The sequence below is a fragment of the Microbacterium sp. EST19A genome (assembly GCF_019969685.1).
GTDB lineage: Bacteria > Actinomycetota > Actinomycetes > Actinomycetales > Microbacteriaceae > Microbacterium.
Window position 1 is genome coordinate 1,493,580 of record NZ_JAHXYZ010000002.1, and the last position, 26,091, is coordinate 1,519,670.

Annotated in this window: 18 protein-coding genes; 10 read left to right on the forward strand and 8 right to left on the reverse strand. The window is 69.0% G+C overall.

Translation table 11 applies throughout. The annotated features are described in order from the left end of the window. Positions 1-55: 55 nt before the first annotated feature. On the forward strand, positions 56-925 hold the full coding sequence (locus LC452_RS17270) for an ABC transporter ATP-binding protein (RefSeq protein ID WP_223627465.1): 870 nt from the start codon (positions 56-58) through the stop codon (positions 923-925). Further along, positions 922-1,752 (forward strand): ABC transporter permease, encoded by an 831-nt coding sequence (locus tag LC452_RS17275; protein WP_223627467.1) that lies wholly within the window; start codon positions 922-924, stop codon positions 1,750-1,752. Before LC452_RS17270 ends, LC452_RS17275 begins: the two co-directional genes overlap by 4 nt. A gap of 59 nt (positions 1,753-1,811) precedes the next feature. Here the strand turns inward: LC452_RS17275 and LC452_RS17280 are convergent, their stop codons facing one another. The 3 genes from LC452_RS17280 to LC452_RS17290 all read right to left on the reverse strand — a co-directional run bounded on the left by LC452_RS17280 (position 1,812) and on the right by LC452_RS17290 (position 4,706). Beyond that, positions 1,812-2,912 carry a fatty acid desaturase gene (locus LC452_RS17280; protein WP_374197781.1) on the reverse strand — a complete coding sequence of 367 codons (1,101 nt, stop codon included), beginning with the start codon at positions 2,910-2,912 and terminating at the stop codon, positions 1,812-1,814. Positions 2,913-3,068: 156 nt separating this feature from the next. Next, a complete protein-coding gene (locus LC452_RS17285; protein ID WP_223627470.1) occupies positions 3,069-3,347 on the reverse strand; it encodes a hypothetical protein in 279 nt (92 codons plus the stop codon). A 204-nt stretch (positions 3,348-3,551) separates the two neighbouring features. Continuing rightward, positions 3,552-4,706, reverse strand: coding sequence for a low temperature requirement protein A (locus LC452_RS17290; protein WP_374197782.1), 1,155 nt, complete (start codon positions 4,704-4,706; stop codon positions 3,552-3,554). Positions 4,707-5,044: 338 nt separating this feature from the next. Between LC452_RS17290 and LC452_RS17295 the strand changes: the two genes are divergently transcribed. Both LC452_RS17295 and LC452_RS17300 read left to right on the forward strand, forming a co-directional pair. Then, positions 5,045-6,577: a sugar transferase gene (locus LC452_RS17295; protein ID WP_223627474.1), complete on the forward strand. Its 1,533-nt coding sequence runs from the start codon at positions 5,045-5,047 to the stop codon at positions 6,575-6,577. 4 nt (positions 6,578-6,581) lie between these two features. Then, positions 6,582-7,748: a glycosyltransferase gene (locus tag LC452_RS17300; protein WP_223627476.1), complete on the forward strand. Its 1,167-nt coding sequence runs from the start codon at positions 6,582-6,584 to the stop codon at positions 7,746-7,748. A gap of 21 nt (positions 7,749-7,769) precedes the next feature. Here the strand turns inward: LC452_RS17300 and LC452_RS17305 are convergent, their stop codons facing one another. Further along, a complete protein-coding gene (locus LC452_RS17305) occupies positions 7,770-8,345 on the reverse strand; it encodes a hypothetical protein (RefSeq protein ID WP_223627478.1) in 576 nt (191 codons plus the stop codon). Positions 8,346-8,487: 142 nt separating this feature from the next. On the opposite strand from LC452_RS17305, the gene LC452_RS17310 reads away from it, so the two are divergent. The 4 genes from LC452_RS17310 to LC452_RS17325 all read left to right on the forward strand — a co-directional run bounded on the left by LC452_RS17310 (position 8,488) and on the right by LC452_RS17325 (position 13,679). After that, complete coding sequence (locus tag LC452_RS17310; protein ID WP_223627480.1) at positions 8,488-9,642, forward strand: glycosyltransferase; 1,155 nt, start codon at positions 8,488-8,490, stop codon at positions 9,640-9,642. Between the two features lie 82 nt (positions 9,643-9,724). After that, complete coding sequence (locus tag LC452_RS17315; protein WP_223627482.1) at positions 9,725-11,149, forward strand: polysaccharide biosynthesis tyrosine autokinase; 1,425 nt, start codon at positions 9,725-9,727, stop codon at positions 11,147-11,149. Continuing rightward, positions 11,146-12,468 carry a lipopolysaccharide biosynthesis protein gene (locus LC452_RS17320; protein ID WP_223627484.1) on the forward strand — a complete coding sequence of 441 codons (1,323 nt, stop codon included), beginning with the start codon at positions 11,146-11,148 and terminating at the stop codon, positions 12,466-12,468. The genes LC452_RS17315 and LC452_RS17320 overlap by 4 nt, the downstream gene beginning before the upstream one ends. Then, positions 12,465-13,679: a hypothetical protein gene (locus LC452_RS17325; RefSeq protein WP_223627486.1), complete on the forward strand. Its 1,215-nt coding sequence runs from the start codon at positions 12,465-12,467 to the stop codon at positions 13,677-13,679. Before LC452_RS17320 ends, LC452_RS17325 begins: the two co-directional genes overlap by 4 nt. A 178-nt stretch (positions 13,680-13,857) precedes the next feature. Here the strand turns inward: LC452_RS17325 and LC452_RS17330 are convergent, their stop codons facing one another. The 4 genes from LC452_RS17330 to LC452_RS17345 all read right to left on the reverse strand — a co-directional run bounded on the left by LC452_RS17330 (position 13,858) and on the right by LC452_RS17345 (position 21,964). Beyond that, positions 13,858-19,494 carry a PKD domain-containing protein gene (locus LC452_RS17330; RefSeq protein WP_223627488.1) on the reverse strand — a complete coding sequence of 1,879 codons (5,637 nt, stop codon included), beginning with the start codon at positions 19,492-19,494 and terminating at the stop codon, positions 13,858-13,860. 183 nt (positions 19,495-19,677) lie between these two features. Continuing rightward, on the reverse strand, positions 19,678-20,325 hold the full coding sequence (locus LC452_RS17335) for a hypothetical protein (RefSeq protein ID WP_223627490.1): 648 nt from the start codon (positions 20,323-20,325) through the stop codon (positions 19,678-19,680). Positions 20,326-20,409: 84 nt separating this feature from the next. Then, complete coding sequence (locus tag LC452_RS17340; protein ID WP_223627492.1) at positions 20,410-21,321, reverse strand: glycosyltransferase family 2 protein; 912 nt, start codon at positions 21,319-21,321, stop codon at positions 20,410-20,412. Then, positions 21,311-21,964: a CDP-alcohol phosphatidyltransferase family protein gene (locus LC452_RS17345; RefSeq protein WP_223627494.1), complete on the reverse strand. Its 654-nt coding sequence runs from the start codon at positions 21,962-21,964 to the stop codon at positions 21,311-21,313. The genes LC452_RS17340 and LC452_RS17345 overlap by 11 nt, the downstream gene beginning before the upstream one ends. A 216-nt stretch (positions 21,965-22,180) precedes the next feature. On the opposite strand from LC452_RS17345, the gene LC452_RS17350 reads away from it, so the two are divergent. Further along, entirely contained in the window at positions 22,181-24,394 is a 2,214-nt protein-coding gene (locus LC452_RS17350; RefSeq protein ID WP_223627496.1) for a glycosyltransferase, read from the forward strand. Further along, positions 24,391-26,064, forward strand: a complete 1,674-nt coding sequence (locus LC452_RS17355) for a polysaccharide deacetylase family protein (RefSeq protein WP_223627498.1) — start codon at positions 24,391-24,393, stop codon at positions 26,062-26,064. The genes LC452_RS17350 and LC452_RS17355 overlap by 4 nt, the downstream gene beginning before the upstream one ends. The last annotated feature ends 27 nt before the right edge of the window (positions 26,065-26,091 follow it).

Consider the following 26,091-nt stretch of genomic DNA (forward strand, 5'->3'; position numbering starts at 1 on the left):
CCCTTCGTCGTTCCACGCCTATCGCTCGCGGCTCCGGACGGGCAGTCTGAGACACATGACAGACAGCGTGATCGAGGTCCGCGACCTCCGGAAGGTCTACGGCGACTTCACGGCCGTCGACGGCATCAGCTTCGACATCGCACGCGGTGAGACGTTCGCACTCCTCGGCCCCAACGGGGCGGGGAAGTCCACGACGATCGAGATCCTCGAAGGGTACCGGCACCGCACCGCGGGCGAGGTGCGCGTGCTCGGCGAGGACCCGCAGCACGGCGGCCTGGCGTGGAAGGCGCGCCTGGGCATCGTCCTGCAGTCCACCGGAGAGCCGGGATCGTTCACCGTGCGAGAGCTGCTGAAGGAGTTCGCGGGCTACTATCCGCGTCCGCGCGACGTCGATGAGGTGATCGCCGCCGTCGGGCTCGAGCAGAAGCAGCGCACCCGGGCCGCACGGCTGTCGGGAGGCCAGCAGCGTCGGCTCGACGTCGCCCTCGGCATCATCGGCCGCCCGGAGCTGCTCTTCCTGGACGAGCCGACGACCGGGTTCGACCCCGAGGCCCGCCGCCAGTTCTGGGAGCTGATCCGCTCGCTCAAGGCCGAGGGCACCAGCACCCTGCTGACCACGCACTACCTCGACGAGGCCGCGCAGCTCGGCGACCGTGCCGCGGTGATAGCAGGAGGCACCATCGCCGCCATCGGCCGCATCGACGAGCTCGGCGGGCCGGAGTCGCGTGTGCCGCTCGTGCGCTGGACGGATGCCGCCGGCACCCGGCACGAGGAACGGGCCAGTGCACCCGGGGCGCTGGTCGCGGCGCTGCAGCGCGACGAGGGCGAACCCCGTGACCTCGAGGTGGTCCGCCCGACCCTTGAAGACATCTATCTCGACCTGATCCGCGCATTCGACTCGCGCCTGGCGGAGGCGGCAGCATGACCACCGCGGCACCGGTGCGCTTCGGCCTCGGGCGCACCGTCCGTCTCGGCATCCGTCGCATCCCGTTCGAGCTGCGCCAGTACTTCCGAGCAGGCGACCAGGTCTTCTTCACCTTCCTGTTCCCCACCCTCATGTACGTCGTGTTCGCGACGATCTTCACGGGCGACATCGGCGAGAGGCCCGACAAGGTCAGCATGGCGACCTACTACCTGCCCGGCCTGATCGCCGGCGGCATCCTGCTCTCCGGCGTGCAGGCGCCGGCGCTGGAGATCGCCGCCGAGAAGAGCGACGGCACGCTCAAGCGCCTCGGCGGCACGCCCATCTCACCGGTCACCTACTTCATCGGCAAGATCGGCGAGGTCTTCGTCACCGCGATCCTCCAGATCGCTCTGCTCATCGCCGTCGCGGTGGTCGTCTACCGCGTCGAGCTGCCGACGGATGCCGCGCTCTGGGGGCGCTTCGCCTGGATCTTCGCGCTCGGACTGATCGCGTGCACACTGCTCGGGATCGCGCTGTCCTCGGTGCCGCGCTCCGGGAAGTCGTCTGCGGCGGTGGTGATCCCGGTCGTGCTGCTCATCCAGTTCGTGTCCGGCGTGTACATCGCCTTCTCGATGCTCCCCGAGTGGCTGCAGAACGCGGCCGGCGTCCTGCCGGTGAAGTGGATCGCGCAGGGCATGCGCTCGGTGTTCCTCCCCGATTCCTTCCGCGCGGCGGAGACGACGGGATCGTGGGAGATCGGACTCATCGCTCTGATGCTGGCGGTGTGGCTCGTGGTCGGCCTGGTGCTCAGCCGCCTCACCTTCCGCTGGATCCGTCGCGACCGTTGAACCGGGCACAGCAGAGGGCCCCGATCTCCGAGGAGATCGGGGCCCTCTGCATGCGGGGACTACGCCCGGCCGAACTTCGCGACTTCCGGGCAGTCGAACGGGTCGGCACCCGCCGAGAGCCCGACGCGGTTGAGGTACTCGATCACGATCATGTACGAGCGGCCGAGGCTGGTCTCGGTGTACGGCACGTTGTTCGCCGCGCAGTAGTCGCGCACGATCTCCCGAGCCTTCGCGAGGTGCGGGCGCGGCATGCTCGGGAAGAGGTGGTGCTCCACCTGGTAGTTGAGACCGCCCATGAGCCACGTCGTCCACCATCCGCCGCTGATGTTGCGGGAGGTGCGCACCTGCTTGGTGAAGAAGTCGAGACGGGCGCGGGGATCGATGATCGGCATGCCCTTGTGGTTCGGAGCGAACGCGGCTCCCATGTAGACGCCGAAGACGGCGAACTGCACGCCCATGAAGGCGAACGCCATGCCGAGCGGGAGCATCATGAAGACCGGGACGAGGATCAGGGCGAACCGCAGCGCGATGATGCCGAGCTCGGTCCAACGACCCTTCACGTTCCTCGTCGTCGTGAGGTACTTCAGGCCGAGGAAGTGGAGGTTCAGCCCCTCGAGCGTGAGGAGCGGGAAGAAGAACCAGCCCTGCTTCCGGGTGATCAGCTTGATCAGACCCTTCGCCTTCGCGGCGTCCTCTTCGAGGAACGAGATCGTGTCGACCTCGATGTCGGGGTCCTTGCCGACCTGGTTCGGGTTTCCGTGGTGCTTGGTGTGCTTCGAGTCCCACCAGGAGTAGCTCATGCCGATGCTGGCGATGACGATGCGGGCGAGCTTGAAGTTCGCCGGTCCCGTGGTCAGGATCTGACGGTGCGCCGCCTCGTGTCCGAGGAAGGCGATCTGCGTCAGGACGATGCCGAGCCCCGCGGCGATGAGCAGCTGGAACCAGCTGTCGCCGAGCAGGATGAACCCCGTGATGAGGCCGCCCAGCGCCACGGCGATGCCGGCGGCGACGAAGACGTAGAACCACTGGGCCCGACGCAGCAGCCCGGTCTCCTTGACGACCTGCGAGACCTGTTTGTAGGCCTGCGCCATCGGCGGGAAATCGGTGTTTCCGGAATAGGTCTGACGAATCGGTCCCAGCGTTGCCGCGGTCGGTTCGATCTTCGTGATGGAGATGATGTCTCCCTCTGATCAGAGCCCTTGAGCCTTGGAAGCCCAAGGCGACTGCCCAACGCTTACCTCACAGTAGCCCGACCCACATACGGCTCCGGGAATACTTCCGGGGCCCTTGACGGGGCGCGATCGGTGTGCTCGCTCCTATGCGCGAGCGCGGCGCGGCCGGCGACGAAATGCGCGCGGAATCGGCCGGGTGCGGCCCTGTGCGTGTGCCTCGTGGCTGCGCTCCAGGGCGGAGCGGGCATCGTCGAGGGAATCGAAGGTGCCGAGTTCGGTGCCGTGGTTGTCGCGCACGAGGTGAGCCGTGCCGTCGAACTCGACGAAACCGGCGAATTCGCCGTCGCGTGTCGCGACGTGCACGTCGGCGTCGGCCTGCTTCCAGGTCAACGGATCGGACGGGGGGAAGGTTGTCGTACTCATGGTGATACTCATTGCTGTGTGGCGGGCACGCGTCTGCGCTCCGCAAGATGTGAGATCGAGGGCGGATGCCGCGCGCATCGATGTGCGTGGTCCGTGATGGCCCTGATCAGTGGCGACGTGGCGGCCGAGAGGGGCACAGCACACACGTTGCATGATCAGCATAGCAGACTTCGCCAGACCGCCCCGACCGTCCTCCGTGCGCCGCTATTCCTCGCGCCCGCTCCCGCGCGCAGGAGCATGCGGGACAGGAGGACGGACGACCAGCACCACGACGATGATCACCAGGATCAGCGCGGAGAGGGTGACCGGGATCGGCAGCACCGGGTCGAGCAGCACCAGCAGCGCGCCCACCGGCACGACCGCGTTGACGATCCGGTCCGCGTTCTCGCGGATGGCGATCCACCAGATGCCGAGGAGGAACACCGCGATGGGGATCGTGACCGTGAACGAGGCGGCCACGTTCGACAGATGGCTCTCGCCGGTGAGCACGTCGAGCTCCACCTCGATGCCCGCCGAGAACGCGGCGGCCGCGGCGAAGACGAAGTAGTGCGTGTACCCGTAGCGGAGGGAACGGCGGAACGAACTGATCGCACGGTGGTGCGGCGGCCAGAAGTAGATCCACCACAGCGATGCGGTGACGAGGAGCGTCAGCACCGAGATCGCGATCAGCGGACCGAGGGACTCGACCTTCTCGAGCGCGTCGATGATCGCGTTCGCCGAGGCCAGCAGGCTCTCGCCGAGCACGATCAGGGTGAAGAGACCGTAGCGCTCGGTGATGTGGTGCGGATGCCACGGCGTCTGGCGGCGATACTCCGCGAACACCGGCACGCCGATCTCGATCAGGGCGAACAGCACGAAGGCGATCCCCTGCAGCACACCCGCAGGGATGAGGAGGAACAGCACCCACAGCACCTGGACGGCGGCGATCCCGAAGGCGTAGCGTCGCGTCGCCGCCCACAACGGGCCCGCCGACCGGGAAGCGCGCAGCCACTGCGCGACCATCGCGATGCGCATCACGATGTAGCCGAGCACGCAGACCGTGAAGTCGCCCTCGTCGAACGCCCGGGGGATGCCGGCGGCGAACACGAGCACGCCACCCATCTGCACGAAGGTCGTGACGCGGTACAGCCAGTCGTCGGTGTCGAACGACGTCGCGAACCACGTGAAGTTCATCCACGCCCACCAGATCGCGAAGAACAGCATCGCGTACGACGTGATGCCGTGCAGGACGTGACCCTCGCTGAGCGCATGGTGGAGTTGGGCCGAGGCGATGCTGACGGCGACGACGAAGACGAGGTCGAAGAACAGCTCGAGCGTGCTCGCGGTGCGGTGCGGCTGGGCGGGGTCGCGGGGCAGCATCGTGCGGAGCCGGAAGCGCGGGGTGGAGGCGTCGTTCGCAGTCACGGCGTCAGAATAGCCGTCCGGAAAAACCGATACATCCATTCGGCGGAGATATCTTCCGCTGGCGGCCTCCATCCGCTACAGTGTTCAGAGTCTGCTGTGCCTGCTGCTAGCGACCGCCGTGTGGGACGGCGAAATGCACTCCGTGAGTGGGATCACCGAGTTTCAGCAGGACCCGAGGGGTCGGGACGCAGACGATTGCCGTGAACGTGGGGTTCAGGGTCTGGGGAAATCTGGGGAAAACTAATGTCGCACTGGGGATTTTTGCGTACATTCACGGCTCAAGGGGCCTCGGCATGACTTCCGTCGAGGATGCTCTGAGCATCGCTCGTCCGGGCGCGGTCTTCATGCCGATCGCTGCTCCGAGAGCAACCAAGTCGGTGACGCGCACGGTGGTCACACCTCGCGCTTCGGCGACTCTGGAAAGACGCCGCCAGTGGGAGCGTCGCTATCGGATGCGACTGCGGATCACGGATGCGGCCGTCATCCTGTTCGCGGTCGGTCTGACAGCGGCGGTCCAGCTGGGCACCGGCATCACCGGGTTCGAGGTCCTTCGTGACGGCATCCCCCTTGCCGCCCTCTGGTACCTCATGCTCAGTGCACTGCACACGCGGGACGCCGCGTTGTTCCGTGCGAGTGCCACCGAGTACCGCGGCGTGGTCCACGCCAGCGGGCTCGCCTTCGGGATCATCGCCATCGTGGCGGTGCTGCTCGCATGGAAGTCGATGCAACTGACGCTGCTGCTGGGGCTGCCCGTCGGTGTGTTGACACTTCTGGTGACCAGGTGGTTGTGGCGCCACTGGCTCCAGGCCCAGCGGACGCACGGGCGGTTCGCCTCCCGCACGCTCGTCGTGGGCAACAGGGATGATGTCGAGTACGTGGTGCGTACCCTGCACCCGATCGGCGCGTCCGGCTACCAGGTGGTCGGCGCGACGCTCCTCGACGGAAATGCCCGTGAGGTGGAGATCGACGGCGCGGTGTTCCCTGTTCTGGGGAACGTGAACACCGTGTCGACGGTCGCTGCCGAGCTGGGCGCCGACACGATCATCGTGGCCAGCCGACCCGAAGGCGAGCCCGAGTTCGTGAAGCAGCTCAGCTGGCAGCTCGAGGGGACGGCCGCCGAGCTCGTCCTCTCGAGCCGCCTCACCGACGTCGCCGGCCCGCGGATCTCGTTCGCGCCCGTCGAGGGACTGCCCCTCATCCAGGTGCAGATCCCGACCTACGAGGGCGGGCAGCATCTGCTCAAGCGCGCCCTCGACATCGCGGTCGCCACGCTGGCGCTCATCCCGATCGCGCTGCTGGCGCCGGTGCTGGCGCTGCTCATCAAGCTCGACTCGCGCGGTTCGGTCTTCTTCTTCCAGGAGCGTGTCGGTCGCGACGGCCGTCGCTTCAAGATGGTCAAGTTCCGTTCCATGAAGACCGATGCCGAGCAGCAGCTCGCGGCCCTCAAGGACCAGAACCAGGGCTCCGGCCTCCTGTTCAAGATGAAGGACGACCCTCGCGTGACCCGCGTCGGCCGCATCCTGCGCAAGCTGTCGCTCGACGAGCTGCCGCAGTTCTGGAACGTCCTCATCGGCGACATGAGCGTCGTGGGCCCGCGCCCGCCGCTTCCCAGCGAGGTCACCGCCTACGACGGCACCGTGTTCCGCCGCCTCTACATCAAGCCCGGGATCACCGGCCTGTGGCAGGTCTCGGGTCGAAGCGACCTCTCCTGGGATGAGAGCGTCCGCCTCGATCTGCGCTACGTCGAGAACTGGTCCGTCATGAACGATCTGCAGATCATGTGGCGCACCGCGAAGGTCATGGTGCAGCCCAGCGGGGCATACTGATCGGATGAGCAATGCGAATCCGCTCACCATTGCGATGGTGGGGACCCGCGGAGTGCCCGCAGCATACGGAGGCTTCGAGACGGCGATCGAGGAAGTCGGTCGCCGTCTCGCCGCCCGCGGTCACGACGTCGTCGTGTACACCCGGGGTTCCGAGCGCCGCGAGAAGGAGTACCTGGGCATGCGGGTGGTGCACCTCCCGGCGATTCCCGTGAAGCAGATCGAGACGCTCAGCCACACCGGCCTTTCCGCACTGCATCTGATGTTCCGCCGCCGCCCGGACGCGACCTTCGTCTTCAACGCGGCGAACTCCCCCTTCCTGCCGCTGCTGCGGCTGCGCCGGGCACCGGTGGGGCTGCACATGGACGGGCTCGAGTGGCGCCGTTCGAAGTGGGGACCTCGCGGCAAGGCCTACTATCGCTGGGCCGAGCAGTTCGGCGTGCGCACGGCCGATGCCCTGATCGCCGACGCCCCCGGCATCGCCGACTACTACCGTCACCAGTTCGATGTGCCGACGGAGATGATCCGTTACGGAGCCCCGATCCTGGAGTCCGTCACGGACGGCCGGATCGAAGAGCTCGGGCTGACGCCGGCCGGCTACCACCTCGTGGTCGCCCGCTTCGAACCCGAGAACCACGTGCTCGAGATCGTCGAGGGCTACCGTCGCAGCGCCGCGGCCCTGCCGCTGGTCGTCGTGGGATCCGCCCCCTACAGCAGCGAGTACACCCAGCGGATCCAGGAGGCCGCTGCCGGCGACGAGCGCATCCGCCTCGTCGGCGGAGTGTACGACCAGGAACTGCTGGACGCCCTCTACTTCCATGCCTTCACCTACGACCACGGCCACTCGGTCGGCGGTACGAATCCCTCGCTCCTGCGCGCGCTGGGCGCGTCGACAGCGGTCATCGCGTTCGATGTCGCGTTCAATCGCGAGGTGCTCGCCGACGATGGCTGGTTCTTCTCCGCACCGGACGACGTCGCTGCGGCCTTCGAGCACTCGGAGGCCGACCCGGACGGCACGCGCGAGCGGGGCGTCCGAGGACAGGAGCGGGCGCGCACCGCGTTCCGCTGGGAAGACGTCGCCGACGCGTACGAGCAGTTGGCTCACGCACTCGCGAAGCGGGTCAGTGTCCACCGCACTGCGCGGCGGGCGAAGCGGCGCGCACAGGAGTGGTGATCGGAGTCCGCCGGCACCGGATCAGGACGGCAGGGTGATCCCCTGCTGCAGGCGGCGAGCGAGCGTCCGCGTGTCGGCGGCAGCCTTCTGCAGCCCTCTGCGGTGAGTGCGGACGCCGAGATGATGCACGTCGACCACGTCGAGCGGGTGGCCCGTCTCACGTCGCCACGGCAGCGACCGCTGCACCGGGAGGCGGAGCGTGCCGCGACGGGAGTCCAGGATTTCGGCGTACTCGGCGAGGGTTGCGGCAGAGACCTCCTGCTCCCCGAGCAGCAGGGCCTCGCGGAGAGTGAACGTGCGAGAGCGAGCGCCCGGGCTCTTCCGCGCGATCAGCGAGCGCTCGGCGAGCGACGCAGCGATCACCAGATCCGCCGCATCGAGGTCCGCCATGGTCAACGGAGTCGAGAGATGGCCGAGCGCCGTGACGACGACCCCGACCGAGTACCGACAGGCGCGCCGCCTCGGCGAAGCCTCGGTGCCGGCGGAGCCCACGACCCATCGGCCCGCATCGGCGCCGAGTTCGTCCGCGAATGCGGCAGCCATGAGCGGCGATCGGCAGATGTTCTGCGCGCAGACGAAGAGCACTCGTCCAGTCATCCCGATTCCCCTCCCCGCACTGATCGGCACGGGCGCCGGCTTCGAAGGTTTCCCCCCAGCCGCGTCGACACGGTAAGAATGATCCTATCTGCCGCCGATCGGCTTCCGGCGGGGTCTCGATACGAACGGAACGGGGAACCTCTTGCTCGTCCTCATCGTCCACCCCGGTGCTGAGCTGTACGGCGCCGATCGCGTGACGCTCGAGTCGGCAGCCGGTCTTGCCGCGGCCGGCCACGATGTGGTCGCCGCGCTTCCCGAGCACGGCCCCCTGGTGGCCGCGCTCGAGTCCCACGGCGTGCGCGTCGTCATCCGACGGATGTTCGTGCTCCGCAAGCAGCTGCTGCGGCCGCGCAACTGGCCGAGGCTGCTCGCCTCCGCCGCCGGCGGCTTCGTGGACTCCTGGAGGCTGATCTCCCGATACCGTCCGGATGCCGCGTATGTGAGCACCGTCGTCCTCCCGCACTGGCCGCTGATGCTGCGCATGAGGCGCGTCCGGACCATCACCCATGTGCACGAGGCCGAGGCGGACTCCCCCTGGGCGCTGCGCGCCTTCCTCTACAGCCCGCAGCTCTGGGCGCACACCGTCATCGCGAACAGTCGATTCACCGCCGACCTCATGCGCCGATCGCTCCCTGGCCTGAGTCGGAAGATCAGGGTCGTGCTCAACCCGGTGCCCGGTCCGCCTGCGGTGTCGCCTCCGCGCGAGCGACTCGACCCCATCCGCATCGGCTACGTCGGCCGGCTGTCGCCCCGCAAGGCGCCTGACGTGGTCGTCAGCGCGATCGCCCTGCTGCGCGATCGGGGCCGGAACGCGCACCTCGACATCATCGGCGATGTCTTCCGCGGCTACGAGTGGTACGCGGCGGAGCTCGCGGCGCAGATCACAGCGGAGAAGCTGAGCGACGTCGTGACCTCGCACGGCTACGCGACCGATGTGTGGCCGCACGTCGCCGCGTGCGATGTCATGGTCGTGCCGTCCCGCACGGATGAGTCCTTCGGGAACACCGCGGTGGAGTCGATTCTCGCCGAACGCCCGGTGATCGTCAGTGATCTCACCGGGTTGCGGGAGGCCGTGGCAGAGTACCCGACATCTCGAGTCGTGCCCCCCGGAGACGCCGCCGCGGTGGCCGATGCGATCCAGGAGCTCATGGACACCTGGTCGGATGTCGTCCGGCACACGGCGGCCGCCGCAGCCGCCGCGGCCGATCGCCATTCGGTCGCCGGATATCGGCGAATCGTCACGAAAACCGTGGAGAGCTCCGCCGGAGTGACACACTCGGAGTTCACGGCGGATTGACGGCTGTGAACAGGGGAGAATAGTCAGTGGGAGAGCATCCCGGATTCCGAGTCCGGATGCTCGAACACTGGGGAGGAACATCATGTCACTGCAGGACTACCTCGACGCCCTGCGTCGACAGTGGATCGTCATCGTCGCGCTCACGATCATCGGCGCCGGTGCGGCGTTCGGCTATTCGAGGACCCTGCCTCCGGAGTACAGCTCGACGGCGGCCGTGATGGTCATCCCGCAGCGTGGGGACAGCACGAACGAGCTCGTGCAGGGCTCGAGCTACGTGCAGAGCCTGGTGCAGACCTACGCCGTGCTGGCCTCCTCTCCGCTGGTCCTGACTCCCGTCATCGACGACCTCGGTCTCGACGAGACGGCGACCCAGCTGGCGAAGCGCGTGTCGGTGGTGAACACCCTCAACACGGTCGTGGTCGAGATCTCGGTCACCGACAGCGACAAGGAGCGGGCGCAGGAGATCACCGCGGCCATCACCGACTCCCTCGTCTCCGCCGTCGCCGACGTGTCGCCGAGCGATGCGGAGGGCCAGCCGGCCGTCCGCCTCGAGACCATCGCTCCCGCCCGCATGCCTCAGGCGCCGATCGGCCCCAACACCCGCCTCATCACGCTCATCGGCGCCGCACTCGGACTCGCCCTCAGCGTCGGGTACGCACTCATCCGACGCGCACTCGGCACCAGGATCGCCGAGCGCGGCGACATCGCCTCGGTGACCGACGCTCCGGTCATCGGCGAGATCGTCGCCTGGCGCCGCAACTACACGGTCCTGTCGACCATGCTCCGCAGCCGCGACAGTCGTGCCGCCGAGTCGTTCCGCGCGCTCGCGGCGAACCTCAAGTACGTCGCCGTCGACCGCGAGCTGCAGGTCGTCATGATGACGTCGTCTGCTCCGCACGAGGGAAAGTCCTCGGTCAGCATCGGCCTGGCCGCCGCTCTCGCCGAGTCGAACCACGACGTGCTGGTCATCGATGCCGATCTGCGCCGGTCATCCGTAGCGACCCAGCTGCAGCTCGAGGGATCTGTCGGCGTCACCTCGATCCTCGTCGGCGACGCGACCTTCGATGAGGCCGTGCAGCACGCGAAGTCGATGAACATCGACATCATCGCCGGCGGCTCGCCCGCCCCGAACCCCGGGCAGCTGATCACCTCGCACCGCCTGCGCGAACTCGTGGCCGAGGCGCGCACGCGCTACGAGTACGTGATCATCGACAGCGCCCCGGCGCTCGTGGTGTCGGATGCCCTGTGGCTCGCGGACCTGTCCGACGGCGTCCTCGTGGTCGCACGCTCCGGGAAGACGCGTCGCAAGCAGGTCAGCGCGGTGCTGTCCGCCCTCAAGTCCACGCACAAGGACGTCATCGGCATCGTGCTCAACGCGGTCAAGCGCAACGAGCGCGGCCCCTACTACGTCGCGGAGGCTCCTGCCCGGCGCTGGTCGCGCGCCGCCAAGCCGGCGAACGCGAGCGCTGAAGGAACACCGGGCGACACCGCCGCGCGCGACGCATGAGCGTCCTGCTCGCACTCGTCGCGAGGGCCATCTCGATGGCCATCTCGCTCGTCTGCGGCGTCCTGACCGTCCGCCTCATCATCGGCGGTGCCGGTGTCGAGTACTACGCGCTGTACACGCTCGTCGCGTCGCTGCCCGGTCTCATCGCCTTCTCCGACCTCGGGTCGGGCGCCGTGCTGGTGAACAGCATCGCGGTGAGCGATACCCCTCGTCAGGATCGAGTGATCCGGGCCCAGCTCACCACCGTCGGCCGCATCATGGTCGGCTTCGCCGGGTCGGGCATGGTCCTCAACGCCATCCTCTATCTCACCGGTGCCTGGCGGGCGATCCTCGGCGACGCGGGCACGATCCCCGGCGCCGACCTCGCCGCGTTCGTGTCTCTCACCATCTTCTGCCTCGGGATCCCGCTCGGCATCTGGCAGCGCGTGCTGCTCGGCCTGCACAAGAACCACTGGATCATCTTCATCCAGGCGGCGCAGGGGCCGCTCAATCTGCTGCTGGTGTGGCTGCTGGTGTCGTTCGCGCCGCCGTCGGCCGGAACCTTCCTCGCACTGTCGTCGATGGTCTCAGGATTCATCGTCGCCGCTGCGGGGTTCGGCTTCGCGCTCAGGGCGCTCTCTCCGATGCTCCGCCGCGCGATGCAGGACATCCCCCGGGTGCGCAGTGTTCCGGGGGTGCGGGTCATGCACATCGGCTGGCCGATGCTCGTCCAGCTGATCTCGGCGCCGCTCTCCGTCGCCCTGCTGCGGTACATCCTCGCCCAGTCGGGCACGACGCACGAGGTCGCGGAGTACGGCGCGGTCGGTCAGGTGTTCTTCGCGATCAACGGCGTCGTGGCAGCGGGCGGGCTCGCACTGTGGCCGCTGTTCACACGCTCCCGCGCGCGCGGCACGCTGACCCGCGGGCCCTACGCGATCGCCGCGCTCTTCGCGGCCGGTGCGGCGGTGATCTGCGCGCTCGTCTGGGCGGTCTCCCCGTGGCTGTTCGGGTTCATCACGAACGACTCGCTCGAGGTCTCGAGTGCCACCGTGATCGCGTTCGGCCTCATGGTCGTGTGCCAGGCCGCGCTGTATCCGCTCGGGATGTTCCTGATGGACGAAGCCGGCATCCGCTTCCAGATGATCCCGGTCGCCCTGATGACGATCTCGACCATCGTGCTCGCCCTGGTGATCACCCCGAGCCTCGGCGCCGGCGGCCCGGTGCTCGCGAACGCGGCATCCGTCCTCGTCTTCCAGGTCGTGCCGTTCGCGATCTACATCGCTCGCCACCGTGATCGCCTCATGGGCGCGTCCCCCGGCCCCGAAGACGTCGCGACATGAGAGTCCTCGCCGCAGTCGTCTGCGTGATCCTGGCGGCCAGGATCACGCTGCTGCAGGGTGTGACCGCCGGCATCCTGATCAGCATCGTGCTGCTGCCCGTCTGGGTGGTGACGCTCTGGCGGCACCGCGGCGGTTCGGTGATCGTGACGCTCGGCGGTCTCGCCATCATCAGCGGACTCGTGCTGACGGACTTCTTCGCCGGTGATCATCCGACCAGCGAGTCGATGATGCAGCAGAACACGTTCTCGCTCATCAGTGTGATCGGCGGGATCGGCGTCGTGGTGTGGGTGCGCAGTCTGCTCGGCAACGCTGCGACCGCGCTCTGGTACGGCGTCGGGCTGATGGTCGGGGTCGTCTTCCACGGTCTCGACATGGACAACGTGTGGAAGTTCGACCTGTCGGTGCCGGCCACCGTGATCGTGCTGGCTCTCTGCATGATGAGTCGTCGGCCGTGGGTCGAGATGATCGCGCTGCTGCTCCTCGCCGTCGTCTCCGCCCTGAACGACTCCCGCTCCGCCGGTTCCATGCTGCTGGTGGCCGCGGCGCTCGTGGTCTGGCAGGCCCTGGGCTCGCGCCTCGCGAAGAGCTCGACGACCGTGCGGACCCTCGCCGTCTTCGGCTTCACGGCCGTGATCGGCTACGCCGCCCTGCAGGCCTTCATCCTGGAGGGCTGGTTCGGCAAGGCCGCAGCCGTGCGCTCCGAGGCTCAGATCGCGCAGTCCGGCTCGCTCCTGCTCGGCGGGCGCCCGGAACTCGGCGCATCCACCGAGCTCATCGCCGCGAACCCGTTCGGCCTCGGTTCCGGCACACTCGCGAACGGCATCGATCTGCTCATCGCCAAGACCGGCATGGCGCGGCTCAACTACGACCCGAACAACGGCTACGTCGAGAGGTACATGTTCGGCAACGGTTTCGAGGTCCACTCGATGCTCGGCGACCTGTGGATCCGCTTCGGTCTCTTCGGTGCCGCGATGCTCATCGTCGCGCTCGTGGTCATCACGCTCGGCACCGCAGGTCAGGTCGCGAAGCGAGCGGCGAGCGGGCTGATGATCTTCCTCGCGATCCAGGTGTTCTGGGACTCCCTCTTCGCACCGTTCTTCTCCACGTCGATCTCCACGCTCGTGCTGGGCGTCGCGCTCGCGATGGTCCCACGGACGCGGAAGGACGCTTCGGCCGTCTCCGACCCGGAGTTCGTGAGCTTCGCGCGCTGAACCGCTGACGTCGGGCATCCCGGAACGCGCGTCGCGTCGGACGGATGCCGGGAGCGTCCGGTGCCGAGGTGCGCAGCACTCCGGCATCCTCGATGCGGCGACGGATGCCGGAGACGACGATGCCGGGGGCCCGCGATGCGGACCCCCGGCAGGGTGTGTCGTCTCTGAGCGGTCGGACTCAGGGCTTCGTGACGGTCAGGTCGTCCCAGCGGAAGACCGTGGAGGGGAGCGTCGACGCGGCGGACACCGTGTTCATGAGCCCGACCGTTCCCGTTGCCTGCATGGCCGCGGTGGTGTCGGTAGCGGTGATCTGCCAGTTCGCCGGCTCGGCATCCGTCGCCGCCCAGACCTTGGCGCCGAGGGTCGTCGGGTTGGTCCCGGTGACCGAGAGCGCCACGTTCAGCGTGGTGCCCGGCGTGTAGGTGAAGGCGGGCATCAGGTACGAGCCCAGCGCCACCTCGTCGCGCAGCAGGTAGAGCCGCACGCCGCCGCCGACCTCGAACCGCACGCGGGTCGAGTAGTTGGATGCGCCGACCTGGCGGCCGATGACGGTGGCCGTGGCCGCCCCACCCGCGACGGATGCATCGGTCGAGATCGAGACCCGCACGACGGCATCGGTGGCCGTCACGCCCAGCCGCGCGATCCTGGTGGCGGACGGGGTGAGGGTCGCGATGCCCTTGCCGTCTGCCACGCTGTATGCCGCCGCACCGTTCTGGAGCGTCCAGGCACCGCCGAGGTCGGCGGAGCCCCAGCTTCCGGCTGCTGCCGTCCGTGCGAACGCGTCGGCTGCCAGCGCGGAGGCGACCGGAGGCGCCGTGACCGTGACCTGCTTGGTGATCGACGTGGTCGCTCCGGTGTTGTCGGTCACCGTGAGGATGACGTCGAACGTGCCGGCTGCCGTGTAGGCATGCGACGCGGTCGCGCCGGTCGCGGTGCCTCCGTCGCCGAAGGTCCAGGCGTAGGACTGGATCGTGCCGTCGGCATCGGTGGACGCCGATCCGTCGACCGCCACGGACAGTCCGGTCGCGGTGGGCGTGAATGCCGCCACCGGCGCCTGGTTCGGGGCCGGAGCCACGGTCACCGACGTCGTCTTCGTCGCGACGCCGCCGCGGTCATCCGTCACGGTGAGCTTCACCGAGTAGGTGCCCGCTGCCGCGTAGGTGCGCGATGCCGTGACGCCGGTCGCGGTGCCTCCGTCGCCGAAGGTCCACGCGTACGACTGGATCGTGCCGTCCGGGTCGGTGGAGGCCGATGCGTCGACCGACACCTTGAGGCCTGCTGCCGTGGGCGTGAACGCCGCCGTCGGAAGCTGGTTGGGCGCCGTCGGCGCCGTCGGGTCCACGACGGTGAAGGAACGCAGGTTCATGGTCGCCGTCGGCGTCGCCGAGGTGCCACCGAGATACGCGGTCAGGCCGACGGAACCGGCGACCTGCAGCGCGGCAGTGGTGTCGGTGCCCGAGAGCTGCCATGCGGCCGGCTCAGCATCAGCGGAGCGCCAGACCTTCGCCCGGATGGTCGTCGGCGAGGTGCCGGTGACCTGCAGGCGGACCGAGAGCTCGGTCCCTGCGGTGTAGGTACCGGGCAGCACGTACGAGGCGCCGATCGCGGTCTCACCACGCAGGATGTAGACCCGCATCGTGTTGCCCGCCTCGAACCGCACCCGAGCCGAGTAGTTGTCCGCTCCGACCTGACGGCCGAACATCGTCCAGGAGTACCCTGCGCCGGTCCGGTCGACCGTGAACTTCGCCGTGGTGTCGGTGTTCTTCGACGAGACCGCGTTCAACATCGCGCCACGGGTGTCGTAGATGTTGGTGACGATCTGGCCCGAGGTCCCGTTCGCCGAGAAGCTCGCAGCCCCGCCGGACGTGGTCCAGGCGCCGCCCTGCTCGGCGGTTCCCCAGCCGGAGGCCACCGTGCGTGCGAACTTGTCGTTCGCCAGCACCGTGAACTTCGGCGGCTCGACCGCAGTCAGCTGCTTCGTCGCCGTCGCCGTGCCACCGCGGTTGTCGGTGACCGTCACCGTGACGGTGTACGCACCGCCGGCCGCGTATTCGTGGGTCGTCGTGGGCGTCGTCGTGGTGGCCGTGACGGTGTCGCCGAAGTTCCAGGCGTAGGAGACGATCTGGCCGTCGGAGTCAGCGGATGCCGAGGCGTCCAGTGCTGCCGACAGGTTGGTGATCGTCCCGGCGAGCGCGGCGGTCGGCAGGACGTTCGGCGCGAGCGCCGCCGTCACCTGCTTCGTCGTGGTCGCGCTGCCGCCCCGATCGTCGGTGACCGTCAGGGTCACGGTGTACTCACCGGGCGTCGTGTAGGCGTGGGTCGTGGTCTTGCCGCTTCCCACCGCCCCGTCGCCGAACGACCACGAGTAGGTCGCGAGCGTGCCGTCGGAGTCGGTGGATGCCGAGGCATCGACCGCGACGCTCATGTGCGTCGTCACGGCGTCGAACGCGGCGGTCGGCAGCACGTTGGCCGCCTGCACCGTGACCGGCTGCGTGATCGTGGAGGTCCCGCCGCGGTCGTCCGTCACCGTGAGCTTCACGTCGTACGTGCCGCCGGTCGCGTAGGTGTGCGCAGCCGTGGGTCCGTCGGTCGAGGAGGCTCCGTCGCCGAAGGTCCACTTGTACGAGGCGATCGCGCCATCGGTGTCGACCGAGGTCGAGGCGTCGAAGGCCACGTCGAGGTTCGTTGGAATGCTGCTGAACGCGGCGGTCGGAAGCTCGTTCACCGAGCCGAAGGCGCCGAGCTGGTAGTGCTCGCTCACCTGCGCCGGGGTGAGCGCGGCTCCGTAGACCGCGACCTCGTCGATCGTTCCGGTGAACGTGGTCGCACCGGCCCAGCCGCTGTCGTTACCGACTCGCCAGTACCCGCTGTAGTCCTGAGCGGTGGTGTTCGCGTTCGTGCCGACGAGCGCGCCGTCGACGTAGAACGCCATGCCGTCACCCGAGAGCGAGCCGACGACATGATGCCACTGGCCGTCGTTCACCGCACCCGTGGTGGTGATCGTGTACTGCGCGTTGTTCCAGACGCCGAAGTTCAGCTTGCCGTCGGTCGTCAGGTAGATGTGACGATCGTTGCTGCTGCTCAGACCGCTGTTGCTGTCGCCGAATCCGACGATCTTGCCGCCGGCCGTGGAGGTGGTCTTGAACCACGCCTCTGCCGAGAAGACCTGCGGGGCGACATACTGCTTGGTGCCGGCGAGCCGGACCGTGGTCGAGCTCGTGGTCGGCGCCCAGCGGATCGCCTTGTTGGACACGCCGGAGATCGCACCGGTCTGGTTCTTGACCAGGACGCTCGTGCTGCCCGTGTAGGTGCCGGTGGAGTTGTTCATGCCGGAGTCGGCGGCGGACGTGCCGGTACCGGTCTCGTTCAGACGCCAGAAGAGCGTCGGGTCGAGCGCGAAGACCGACTTGCCGTAGTTGTCGGCAGGCGCCGGCGGAAGCGCGCTGGTGCGCCCGCTGGCGATGCGGTGCGCGTCGATCTCGTTGCGGGTCAGTGCCCGGTCGTAGACGGCGACGTTCGCGATCGAGCCGCTCAGGTAGGAGCTCGTGCCGACGTTCGGCCAGGAGCCGAGGTTGTCACCGCCGATGCGCCAGTACCCCATGTAGTCCTGCGCCGAGGTCGTGTCGGTGCGCTCACCGATCTTGACGCCGTCGACCCAGAGGACCTGGCCCTTCGAGCTCAGCGACGCCACCACGTGGTGCCACTGGTTGTCGTTGAAGCCGGTGCCGCTCGTGACCGTGCGGGTCGCGCCCGGGTAGACGCCGAAGGTGACGCGTCCCGCGTTGTCGAGGTACACCTGCCGGTCGTAGCTGCCGGAGTTGCCGGTCGCGTTGGAACCGAAGCCGACGATCTTGCCGCCGCGGGTGCTGTTCGTCTTGAACCAGGACTCGACCGTGAAGGTCTGCGGTCCCGCCGTCGCCGTGGTGGTGCCGGCCGACGAGCCGGTGCTGCCGCTGAAGGTGGTCGCCGAGCCTGGCGTCACCGGACCGGCGGCGCCACGCGTCCCGTTGGCGACCGCGAGGTCGCTGCCGCCCGCCCAGTCGTAGGCGGCCGTGCCTGTGGCCTCGTTCAGGGGCCAGTAGTCCACGGCGCCGCTGGTGAGGACAGCCTCGTCATAAGCGGTCGACACGCCTGCTGCGGCGGTCGTGACCGGCGTCCAGTCGCTCTGCGTGCTGTTGCCGTACGCATCGATGGCCTTGATCCGGTAGTTGTAGGTGGTTCCGGGCACCGCCGTGGAGTCGCGGTACGACATCGCCGGCCTCGTCCAGAAGTTGGAGAGCTGATCGGTCTCGTACAGGGGCGTCGTCATGCCCTTGTCCTGGCGGAAGACCTGGTAGTGCAGGCTCTGGTTGTCGCGGTCGTAGTTCGCGCTCCAGGAGAGCCGGTTCACACCGGTCTGGAACGACGTGGCGCTGAGCGTCCACGCGCCGCCCTGGACCTGCGGGCCCTGCTTGTTCGGGGCGACGTTCTTCTTCGCGAAGCGCACGATGCCCTGCTGGGATGCGCCGTTCACCTTGAGGAACTCGCCACCCACGAGGAGGTAGTCGCCCGAGGAGCTGACCTGCCACGGCCCCTGCGACTGGCCGGTGTACGTGCCGGGCACGTACTCCGGGTACCACTGCAGCAGATCACCGGAGGGCTGCCCCGCGAAGTTGCGGTAGCCCTGCGTGTCGTTGGTGATCAGCTTGCCGCTCGAGGCCTTCGAGAAGGCGAGCGAGTGCTTGTACGAGCGCGGGTTCGTCTCAGGGAAGCCGTTCACGTTGCCGCAGTAGTGCGGGTGGCCGACCACGTAGATCGCGTCGCCCACGGGAGCGACGTCGTAGCTGTCGCCGTGGCAGTCTTCCATCCACTGCAGGCTGCCGTCGCTCCAGTTCGCGCGGAACGCGCCCTCGAAGCCGTCCTGCGAGGTTCCGCCATAGTCGAAGCCCGTGCCGTAGACGCTGTCGCCGTCGGAGGACAGCGAGTACATCGCCGCCACCGTGCCGGCGTTGCGCAGCACGCTGTTCATCGCCCACGGGAGCAGCGAGCCGACGCTCGCGTCGAGCGCCGTGATGCCGCGTCCCGGGTTGCTCGAGCCGTTGACCGAGGTGAACGATCCGGCGATGACGACCTTGGACTGATCAGGGGAGATGACGACGCCCTTCGCGCCGTATCCGCCCTGCACATCTGCGGTGAAGGGGGTGACGGCGCCCGTCGACGTCGAGACGGCGGCGACCTTGGTGCGCTGCGTGCCGTTGATCGTGGTGAACTCACCGGCGAGGTAGACCGTGGAGTTCGTCAGCGCGATCGAGTCGATGCGACCGTTCGCCTCCGGCGCCCACGAGGTGACGAGCGCGCCGGTGGCGGTGTCGAACGCGGCCACGCGGTAGCGCCATGCGCCGGCGGCCTGCGAGAACATGCCCGCGACGTAGATGCGCGAGCCGTCGGCCGACTTCTTGATGTCGAGGACCGTGCCGTTCGTGCCGGGGTTCCAGGACGAGATCAGGTTGCCGGTGGTCAGGTCGTAGGCGAGGAGGTTCGCGCGAGGCGTCTCGTTCGACCCGAGCGGAGACCCGGCGGGCCGCGCTTTCGCGAAGCTGCCGCCCACGTAGACGGTGTTGCCGACGACTTCCTGCGCGTAGACGACGCCGTCGATCTGCACGGTCGGCAGCGCGTCGGCGGCGAACGTCTCCGGCGTGCCCGCGGCCGGCGTCGTGTCAGCGACCGCGGCGACCGGAACGGTCAGCGCGCCGACGATGAGAGCCAGAGCTGCGGCGACCGCGCCGAGCAGCTTCACGCCACGATGAGCGCGGTTCTCGCGCGTGTCGGCCGTCACAGAACGGCCACCCCAAAAGTTGTGCACTTTTTCTCCCCAGAGTTGCACTGCGCGCATGAGAAGCGACGCATAAATGAAGGCCGTCCCCCATAGACGACCTTTCCCCTGCGCTGATCCTAGGGCAAACGCGGTATATCGGCAAGCCCCCAGGTCACAGACCCGGAGACGGGCCTTCTCGACCGCTCAACCGACCTTGCCGCGGAAGACGAACGCGGGCTGCCCTGCGCGATAGTCGAGCGTCAGCGTCACGTCGCCGCGCTGACCCTCGGGGATGCTGTACACGTAGACGCCGTCGGTCGAGTCGCCGATGTCGAGCGTTCCCTCGAACGGCGCAGCTCCGGGCTTCACGAGGCCGCCCGCCGGGGTCAGTCCCTCCCCGATGTAGGCGTTCACCGCGATGAGGCCCAGATCGATGGCGGCATCCGTGTCGTTGGTCAGTCGCAGCGTGAACTGCACGGCCGGACCCGCGATCTCTCCGGCCTGCACCGCCTCACCCTGGACGGCCTTCATGGCCGTGATCTCGGCGACGAGACCCTCGCCGTTGTCCGAGGGCTGGTCCGGTGCGACGGGCGCGAGCTCGGGCATGGTGCCGGGCGTCGCCGAAGGATCCGGAGTCGGCTGAGCGCTCGGATCCGTGCCGTCGGCGGAAGCCGACGAGGATGCGGACGGCGACGGACTGGTGGTCGGCGTGCCGCCCTCCGAGGAGCCGGCTGTGACGGCGAAGTACACGATGACGGCGACGACGATCGCGGCGACCGCGGCGATCGCGATCCAGAGCCACGTCTTCTTCCGACGAGTGCCCTGCACTGATCCGTCCGGTTCTCCGACCATGATCGTCCCCTCCGCGCCCCACGCCGTCGCGATGTCGACGGATGCCGAGATTCTATCGGACCGTCCCGTACCCGGACGGGGACGTCAGGAGGCCTGCCGCGCGATGCGCCGCCCGTCACGCCATCCGCGCCAGACGGCGCGCAGCGGACGCCACGGCCGAAGAAGTTGACGCCTGCCACCGCGGAGGAGCACCTCGCGCGCTGCGGACACCGAGCCCGCATCCCACCGACGCACGGTCTCCCGCTCGAACAGCTTCTGCGCCAGCAGCATCCGATTCCTGATGTTGTAGTAGTAGTAGAGCGGCGACTTGGCGTGCATGTCGGGATCCCCGATGCCCTGCGTCCCGCCTTCGTCGTGCACGGCCTTCGCCTGCTCCACGAGCACCAGACGCCCACCGGCATCCTCGATCCGCAGAGAGAAGTCGACGTCCTCCCAGTAGAGGAAGTACTCCTCATCGAACCCGTCGACCGCGGTCCACGCGGCGTCGTTGATCATCAGCGCGGCTCCGGTGAGCCACCGACGAGTGTCGGCGTCAGGATGCCGTTCCGCCCATGCACGTCCGTGCGTGGCGCCGTCGTGCAGATCGAGCACATGACCGGCCGACCACACTCGCCCCGCACCGTCCTCGACCAGGGGTGCCGCGACGACCGACTCGGCGACGTCGACCTCGTCGAGGAGCAGATGCGTCGACTCGGCACCGATCGAGGCATCCGGGTTGAGCAGCAGGTAGCGGGTCCTGCCGTCGGCGCGCGCGGCCTCGACGCCGCGGTTCACGCCCCCGCCGAAACCGAGGTTGCCTTGCTGCGGCAGAGCGATCCAGCCCTCTCGCTCGGCCAGTTCGCCGACGAGGCGAGCCTCGTCGGCCGTCGTGCGGTTGTCGACGACGTACACGGCCGCGTCGGGCAGCGCCCTGCTGGTCGCGACGAGATTCCTTTCGAGGAGCGCGGATGACCCGTAGTTGACGACGATGATCGCCAGAGTCGACTCATCCGGCATTCGGGGCCCCGTTCCCGATGCTCCGCATGGCGCGGAACCAGCGAACGGCCGCGAGCAGGCAGAATGCGGCGGCCGCGGCGAAGAAGAAGGCGTAGGCGACGGCGAAGACGCTCGCCCAGCCCCACAGCACGTAGACGAAGCAGACCACCCCGTAGTCGACCGGCAGCAGGATGACGGAGCGCAGAGCCCCACCGCCCCCGATCTGCGCGGATGAGGCGATCCCCTTCGACGATTTCAGGAGGTCGTTCAGGATCATGCCGAAGAAGGTCGCGGTCGCGACCACGGCGAACGCGAGCGGCACCAGCAGGTACGGGGTGGGCAGATCCGTGAAGCGGAAGAGTCCGATCGCGGTGGCGATCGGGAGCGAGACGATCTTGATGGCGTCGATGAAGTGGTCCAGCCACTCCCCCGCGATCGACCCGCCACCGCGCAGTCGCGCGACCTGGCCGTCGGCCGAATCGAGCGCGTAGCCGACCGCGAGCAGGAGCCAGACGAGGAACCCGGTCCACCACGCCGGCGTCGCGAGCGCGAGGACGAGGATGCCGGAGAAGGTGAACACGGCACTCACCGCGGTGACGCCGTTCGGCGAGAGACCGATGCGGTGGGCGACGGCCGCGAAGACGCGGCCGACCGGGCGATTCACGTACACACTGTAGGCGGGAGCGCCCTTCGCGCGGCCCTTCTGCGCCGAGGACAGGCGCCGCATCGAATCCGCAAAACTCTCCGTGGCCATTCGGCGTGTCCCCTCCGTCGAACCCCACAGAACGGGGCCTCATCCACCAGATAGAGTATGCCTTGCCGAGGGGGCACGCATCTGGGGAGCGTCGCTGACGCCTCGGCGAAGGGGAGGACCATTGCAATGACCCTTGTCGACCCTCCGAACGCAGCCACTCGGCCTCGCGTTCTCATCAGTGCGTATGCCTGCGGTCCTGATCAAGGCCCGGAAGCGACGGCCGGCTGGGCGCTCGCACGCGCCGCAGCCGAGACCGGCGATGTCTGGATCCTCACCCGCGAGCGCTTCCGCGACGCGCTGTCGACCGCGCTGGCCGAGTCTCCGGAACTCGCCGCCAGGGTCACCGTCGTGCACATCGACCTGCCCGCTCGCGTGATGCGCCTGAAGCGCCGCGCCTGGGACCTCTACTGGTACTACGCGCTGTGGCAGCGCCTCGCGGGGAAGACCGCAGCGCGACTCCACGCCGACATCTCGTTCGACGTCGCGCACCACGTCAGCTTCGCGAACGACTGGCTGCCGTGCGGCATCTCGAAGCTCGACGTCCCTGTCGTCTGGGGTCCCGTCGGGGGCGCGAGCCGCGTTCCGATCACGGCGCTCCGCCGCTGGCTGGGCGTGCGCGGCACCGTGACCGAGCTCGCCCGAACCGCCCTCACCGCTCTCCCCCGCGCGGTCTGGGGCGACCCGACCGCGCGTCGCGCCGCACTCGTGGTCGCGCAGAACCCCGACGTCGCGCACCGGTTCCGCCGGGCGAAGCGCGTCGTCGTCGAGCCGAACGCCGCGTTCGCCGAGGAGATCCCGCCGCATCGCGGCAGCGACTCCGGACGCATCGCGGTCTTCGCCGGGCGCCTGCTGGCCTGGAAGGGCGCGGCCCTCGCGATCGAGACGATCTCACGACCGGCTGCCGACGGGTGGCGTCTGCTCATCCTCGGCGAGGGCTATGAGCGCAGGCGACTGCAGCGGCTCGTGCAGACGCTCGGCGTCGCCGACCGCGTCGACTTCCTCGGGCACCTGCCGCGCGACGAGACGCTCGACACCCTCGCCGCGTCCGACGCGCTGCTCTTCCCGTCGATGCACGACCAGGCGGGATGGATCGTCGGGGAGGCGAGCGCGATGGGGCTCCCGGTGGTGTGCCTCGACCTGGGCGGGCCGCCCACGCTCGCCGACGTCAACGCCCGCGTCGTCGCCGCTGCTGCTCCGAACCTCCCCGACCGCCTCGCCCAGACGCTGCGCGACACGTCCGCGACACCGGGGCGACCGCATCGGCGATGGGCCGAGGACCGGCTGCCGGCGATCGTCGGCGACTGGTACACGACGGCGATGAGCGGACGACGACGACCGCTCGCGGTGATGGAGTCGCTCACCCGGCTTCGCCCGACCACGAATCCGTACCTGGTGCAGCTGTGCGAGTCGCTCGACCGCACGCCCGGCATCGACCTGTCGTTCTTCAGCTGGAAGCGCGCCATCCTCGGCCGCCTCAACGTGCTGCACGTGCACTGGCCCGAGCTCCTCGTCGGCGGCCACCGCCTGTCCGGCCGGATCGCTCGACGCCTTCTCACCGCGGTGTTCCTCCTCCGGGCCCGCCTGACCGGCGTCGCGATCGTGCGGACGCTGCACAACCTCGAGCGCCCGTCCGACATGGCGAAGATCGACCTCGTGCTGCTCGACGCCGTCGACCGCCTCACGACACTCACGATCACGCTGAACGACGACACACCCCTCCCCGAGGGACATGCGCGGCGGACGATCCTTCACGGGCACTACCGCGACTGGTTCGCGTCGTACCCCACGCCGCCGGCGATCGAGGGCCGGATGGGCTACGTCGGTCTGATCCGCCGGTACAAGGGCGTGGAGCAGCTGATCGAGGCGTTCCGGGCGCTGGATGCCGATGGCTCGAGCCTCTCGGTCGCGGGGCGGCCCTCCACCGACGATCTGGAAGCCGAGCTGATCGGCCTCGCCGCGGGCGATGACCGGATCGAGTTTCACTTCCGCTTCCTCGACGACGCCGAACTGGTGGCGCGGATCTCCGAGGCGGAGTTCATCGTGCTGCCGTACCGGCACATGCACAACTCCGGCACCGCGCTGGCCGCTCTCTCGGTCGGACGGGCGATCCTCGTTCCCGACAACACCGTCAACCGGGCGCTCGCGATCGAGGTCGGCGAGCGCTGGGTGCACCTCTTCGACGGCGAACTGACGGATGCCGATCTGGCGCGCGTGCGCTCCGCGGTCTCGGCCGGGATCGAGGGGTCGCCCGATCTCTCTCAGCGCGACTGGTCGACGGTCGGCGCCGAGCATTCCCTCGCCTTCCATGCTGCCGCCGCGCTGCGGAAGGCACGTCGATGACCGGTGGCGTCCGGATCGCCGTGGCGATTCCGACCTACCGGCGCCCCGAGCGTCTCACCAGCCTCCTCGCTGTGCTCCCGCTCCGCTTCGCGGAGCTCGACGACCGCGACAGCGTCGACGTCTTCGTGATCGACAACGACCCGGAGGGCAGTGCGAGGGGCGTCGCGACGGCGCCGTCGCCCGGCATCCGTGTCACCTACGCTCCCGAGCCGACCCCGGGAATCGCAGCCGCTCGCCAGCACGCACTCGACGTGACGGGCGAGTACGACCTTCTGGCGTTCATCGACGACGACGAGGTCCCACGGGCGGACTGGCTTCGTGCGCTCGTCGACACCTGGCGCCGCACCGGTGCCGCGGCGGTCGCCGGGCACGTGCACACCGAGTTCCCGGCCGGCACCGATCCGTGGGTGCTGGCATCCGGCCTCTTCGCGCGCCCTCTCCGCGCGGACGGCGAGTCGCTGCCCGCCGCCGGCGCCGGCAATCTCCTGCTCGACCTGGAGCAGGTCCGTGCTGCGGGGATCTCCTTCGACACCTCGCTCGGCCTCTCCGGCGGTGAAGACACTCTCTTCACCCGCGCGATCGTCCGTGCGGGCGGCCGCGTCGTCGCCTGCCCTGCATCGGTCGCCGAGGATGAGCTCGAGGCCGAGCGCGCGACCCGGCGCTTCGCGCTGGCGCGAGCCCGGCATCACGGACAGACGCAGTCGGTGGTCGAGCTGCGCATGGCGCACGATGCTCCGGCGCGAGTCCGCTCGCGAGTGCGCAACCTCGTCAAGGGCGCCGGCTGGTCCGCTCGCGGTGCCGTTCGCTGCGTGACCGGGGTGCTGTCCGGCTCGCTTCCGCGCCGCGCCGGCGGAGCGCGCGAGGTGCAGCGCGGAATCGGACTGGTGCAGGGCGCGCTCGGCGCCGCCGCGCCGGAGTACGCGCGCGACGCCCGCCCCGCACGCAGTGCTCGTCGTGTGCGGGCCGCGCTGCGCCGCACCGCGCGCAGCGTCTCTCCGGTGTTCCGCTCCGTGGTGAGCGTCGACACCGCCCGCAAGGTCGTCGTCCTCACGCTCGACGACGGCCCTGATCCCGAGTGGACCCCTCGCATCCTCGACGAGCTCGCCCGGCGCGGCACGACGGCGACGTTCTTCGTGCTGCTCACCCGCACCGGCACGCACTCCGAGCTCCTGAAGAGGATCGTCGCCGAGGGGCACGAGCTCGCTCTGCACGGGGCGGATCACCGGCGGCTGACGTCGTTCACCGGCGCCGAGGCGCTGCGGATGCTGCAGTCGTCTCGTGCCGAGCTCGAGCAGCTGTCCGGCGTGCCGATCCGCTGGTACCGGCCCCCGTACGGAGCCCTGTCGCCGGCGACCTGGCAGGCGGTTCACCGAGCCGGCATGACCCCGGTGCTCTGGACGACCAGTGTGCTCGACGGGCGCGACGCGGAGCATTCGGAGCGGCTCGCCCGAGCGACGTCGGGAATCGAGGCGGGAGCGATCGTCCTCGCCCACGACTCCCGCGCCGGCGCAGCCGACGGCGTCGACGACCCCGAGATCACGCCTTTCGATCGAGTGGCGCTGATCTCGGACGTCCTCGACGAGTACGAGCGGCGCGGGCTGCGTGCGGTCTCGCTGGCGAACGCGCTGCTCTCTGGCCGGCTGCGCCGACGGATGGTGCTCGTCGGCTGACGACGCCGTTCGGGCGTCGTCAGCCGA

Excerpts from the sequence above, each read along its gene's own strand:
- LC452_RS17270 (WP_223627465.1), top strand. The coding sequence starts at position 56 with ATGACAGACAGCGTGATCGAGGTCCGCGACCTCCGGAAGGTCTACGGC.
- LC452_RS17275 (WP_223627467.1), top strand. The coding sequence starts at position 922 with ATGACCACCGCGGCACCGGTGCGCTTCGGCCTCGGGCGCACCGTCCGT.
- LC452_RS17285 (WP_223627470.1), bottom strand. The coding sequence starts at position 3,347 with ATGAGTACGACAACCTTCCCCCCGTCCGATCCGTTGACCTGGAAGCAG.
- LC452_RS17290 (WP_374197782.1), bottom strand. The coding sequence starts at position 4,706 with ATGCTGCCCCGCGACCCCGCCCAGCCGCACCGCACCGCGAGCACGCTC.
- LC452_RS17295 (WP_223627474.1), top strand. The coding sequence starts at position 5,045 with ATGACTTCCGTCGAGGATGCTCTGAGCATCGCTCGTCCGGGCGCGGTC.
- LC452_RS17300 (WP_223627476.1), top strand. The coding sequence starts at position 6,582 with ATGAGCAATGCGAATCCGCTCACCATTGCGATGGTGGGGACCCGCGGA.
- LC452_RS17305 (WP_223627478.1), bottom strand. The coding sequence starts at position 8,345 with ATGACTGGACGAGTGCTCTTCGTCTGCGCGCAGAACATCTGCCGATCG.
- LC452_RS17315 (WP_223627482.1), top strand. The coding sequence starts at position 9,725 with ATGTCACTGCAGGACTACCTCGACGCCCTGCGTCGACAGTGGATCGTC.
- LC452_RS17320 (WP_223627484.1), top strand. The coding sequence starts at position 11,146 with ATGAGCGTCCTGCTCGCACTCGTCGCGAGGGCCATCTCGATGGCCATC.
- LC452_RS17325 (WP_223627486.1), top strand. The coding sequence starts at position 12,465 with ATGAGAGTCCTCGCCGCAGTCGTCTGCGTGATCCTGGCGGCCAGGATC.
- LC452_RS17335 (WP_223627490.1), bottom strand. The coding sequence starts at position 20,325 with ATGGTCGGAGAACCGGACGGATCAGTGCAGGGCACTCGTCGGAAGAAG.
- LC452_RS17340 (WP_223627492.1), bottom strand. The coding sequence starts at position 21,321 with ATGCCGGATGAGTCGACTCTGGCGATCATCGTCGTCAACTACGGGTCA.
- LC452_RS17350 (WP_223627496.1), top strand. The coding sequence starts at position 22,181 with ATGACCCTTGTCGACCCTCCGAACGCAGCCACTCGGCCTCGCGTTCTC.
- LC452_RS17355 (WP_223627498.1), top strand. The coding sequence starts at position 24,391 with ATGACCGGTGGCGTCCGGATCGCCGTGGCGATTCCGACCTACCGGCGC.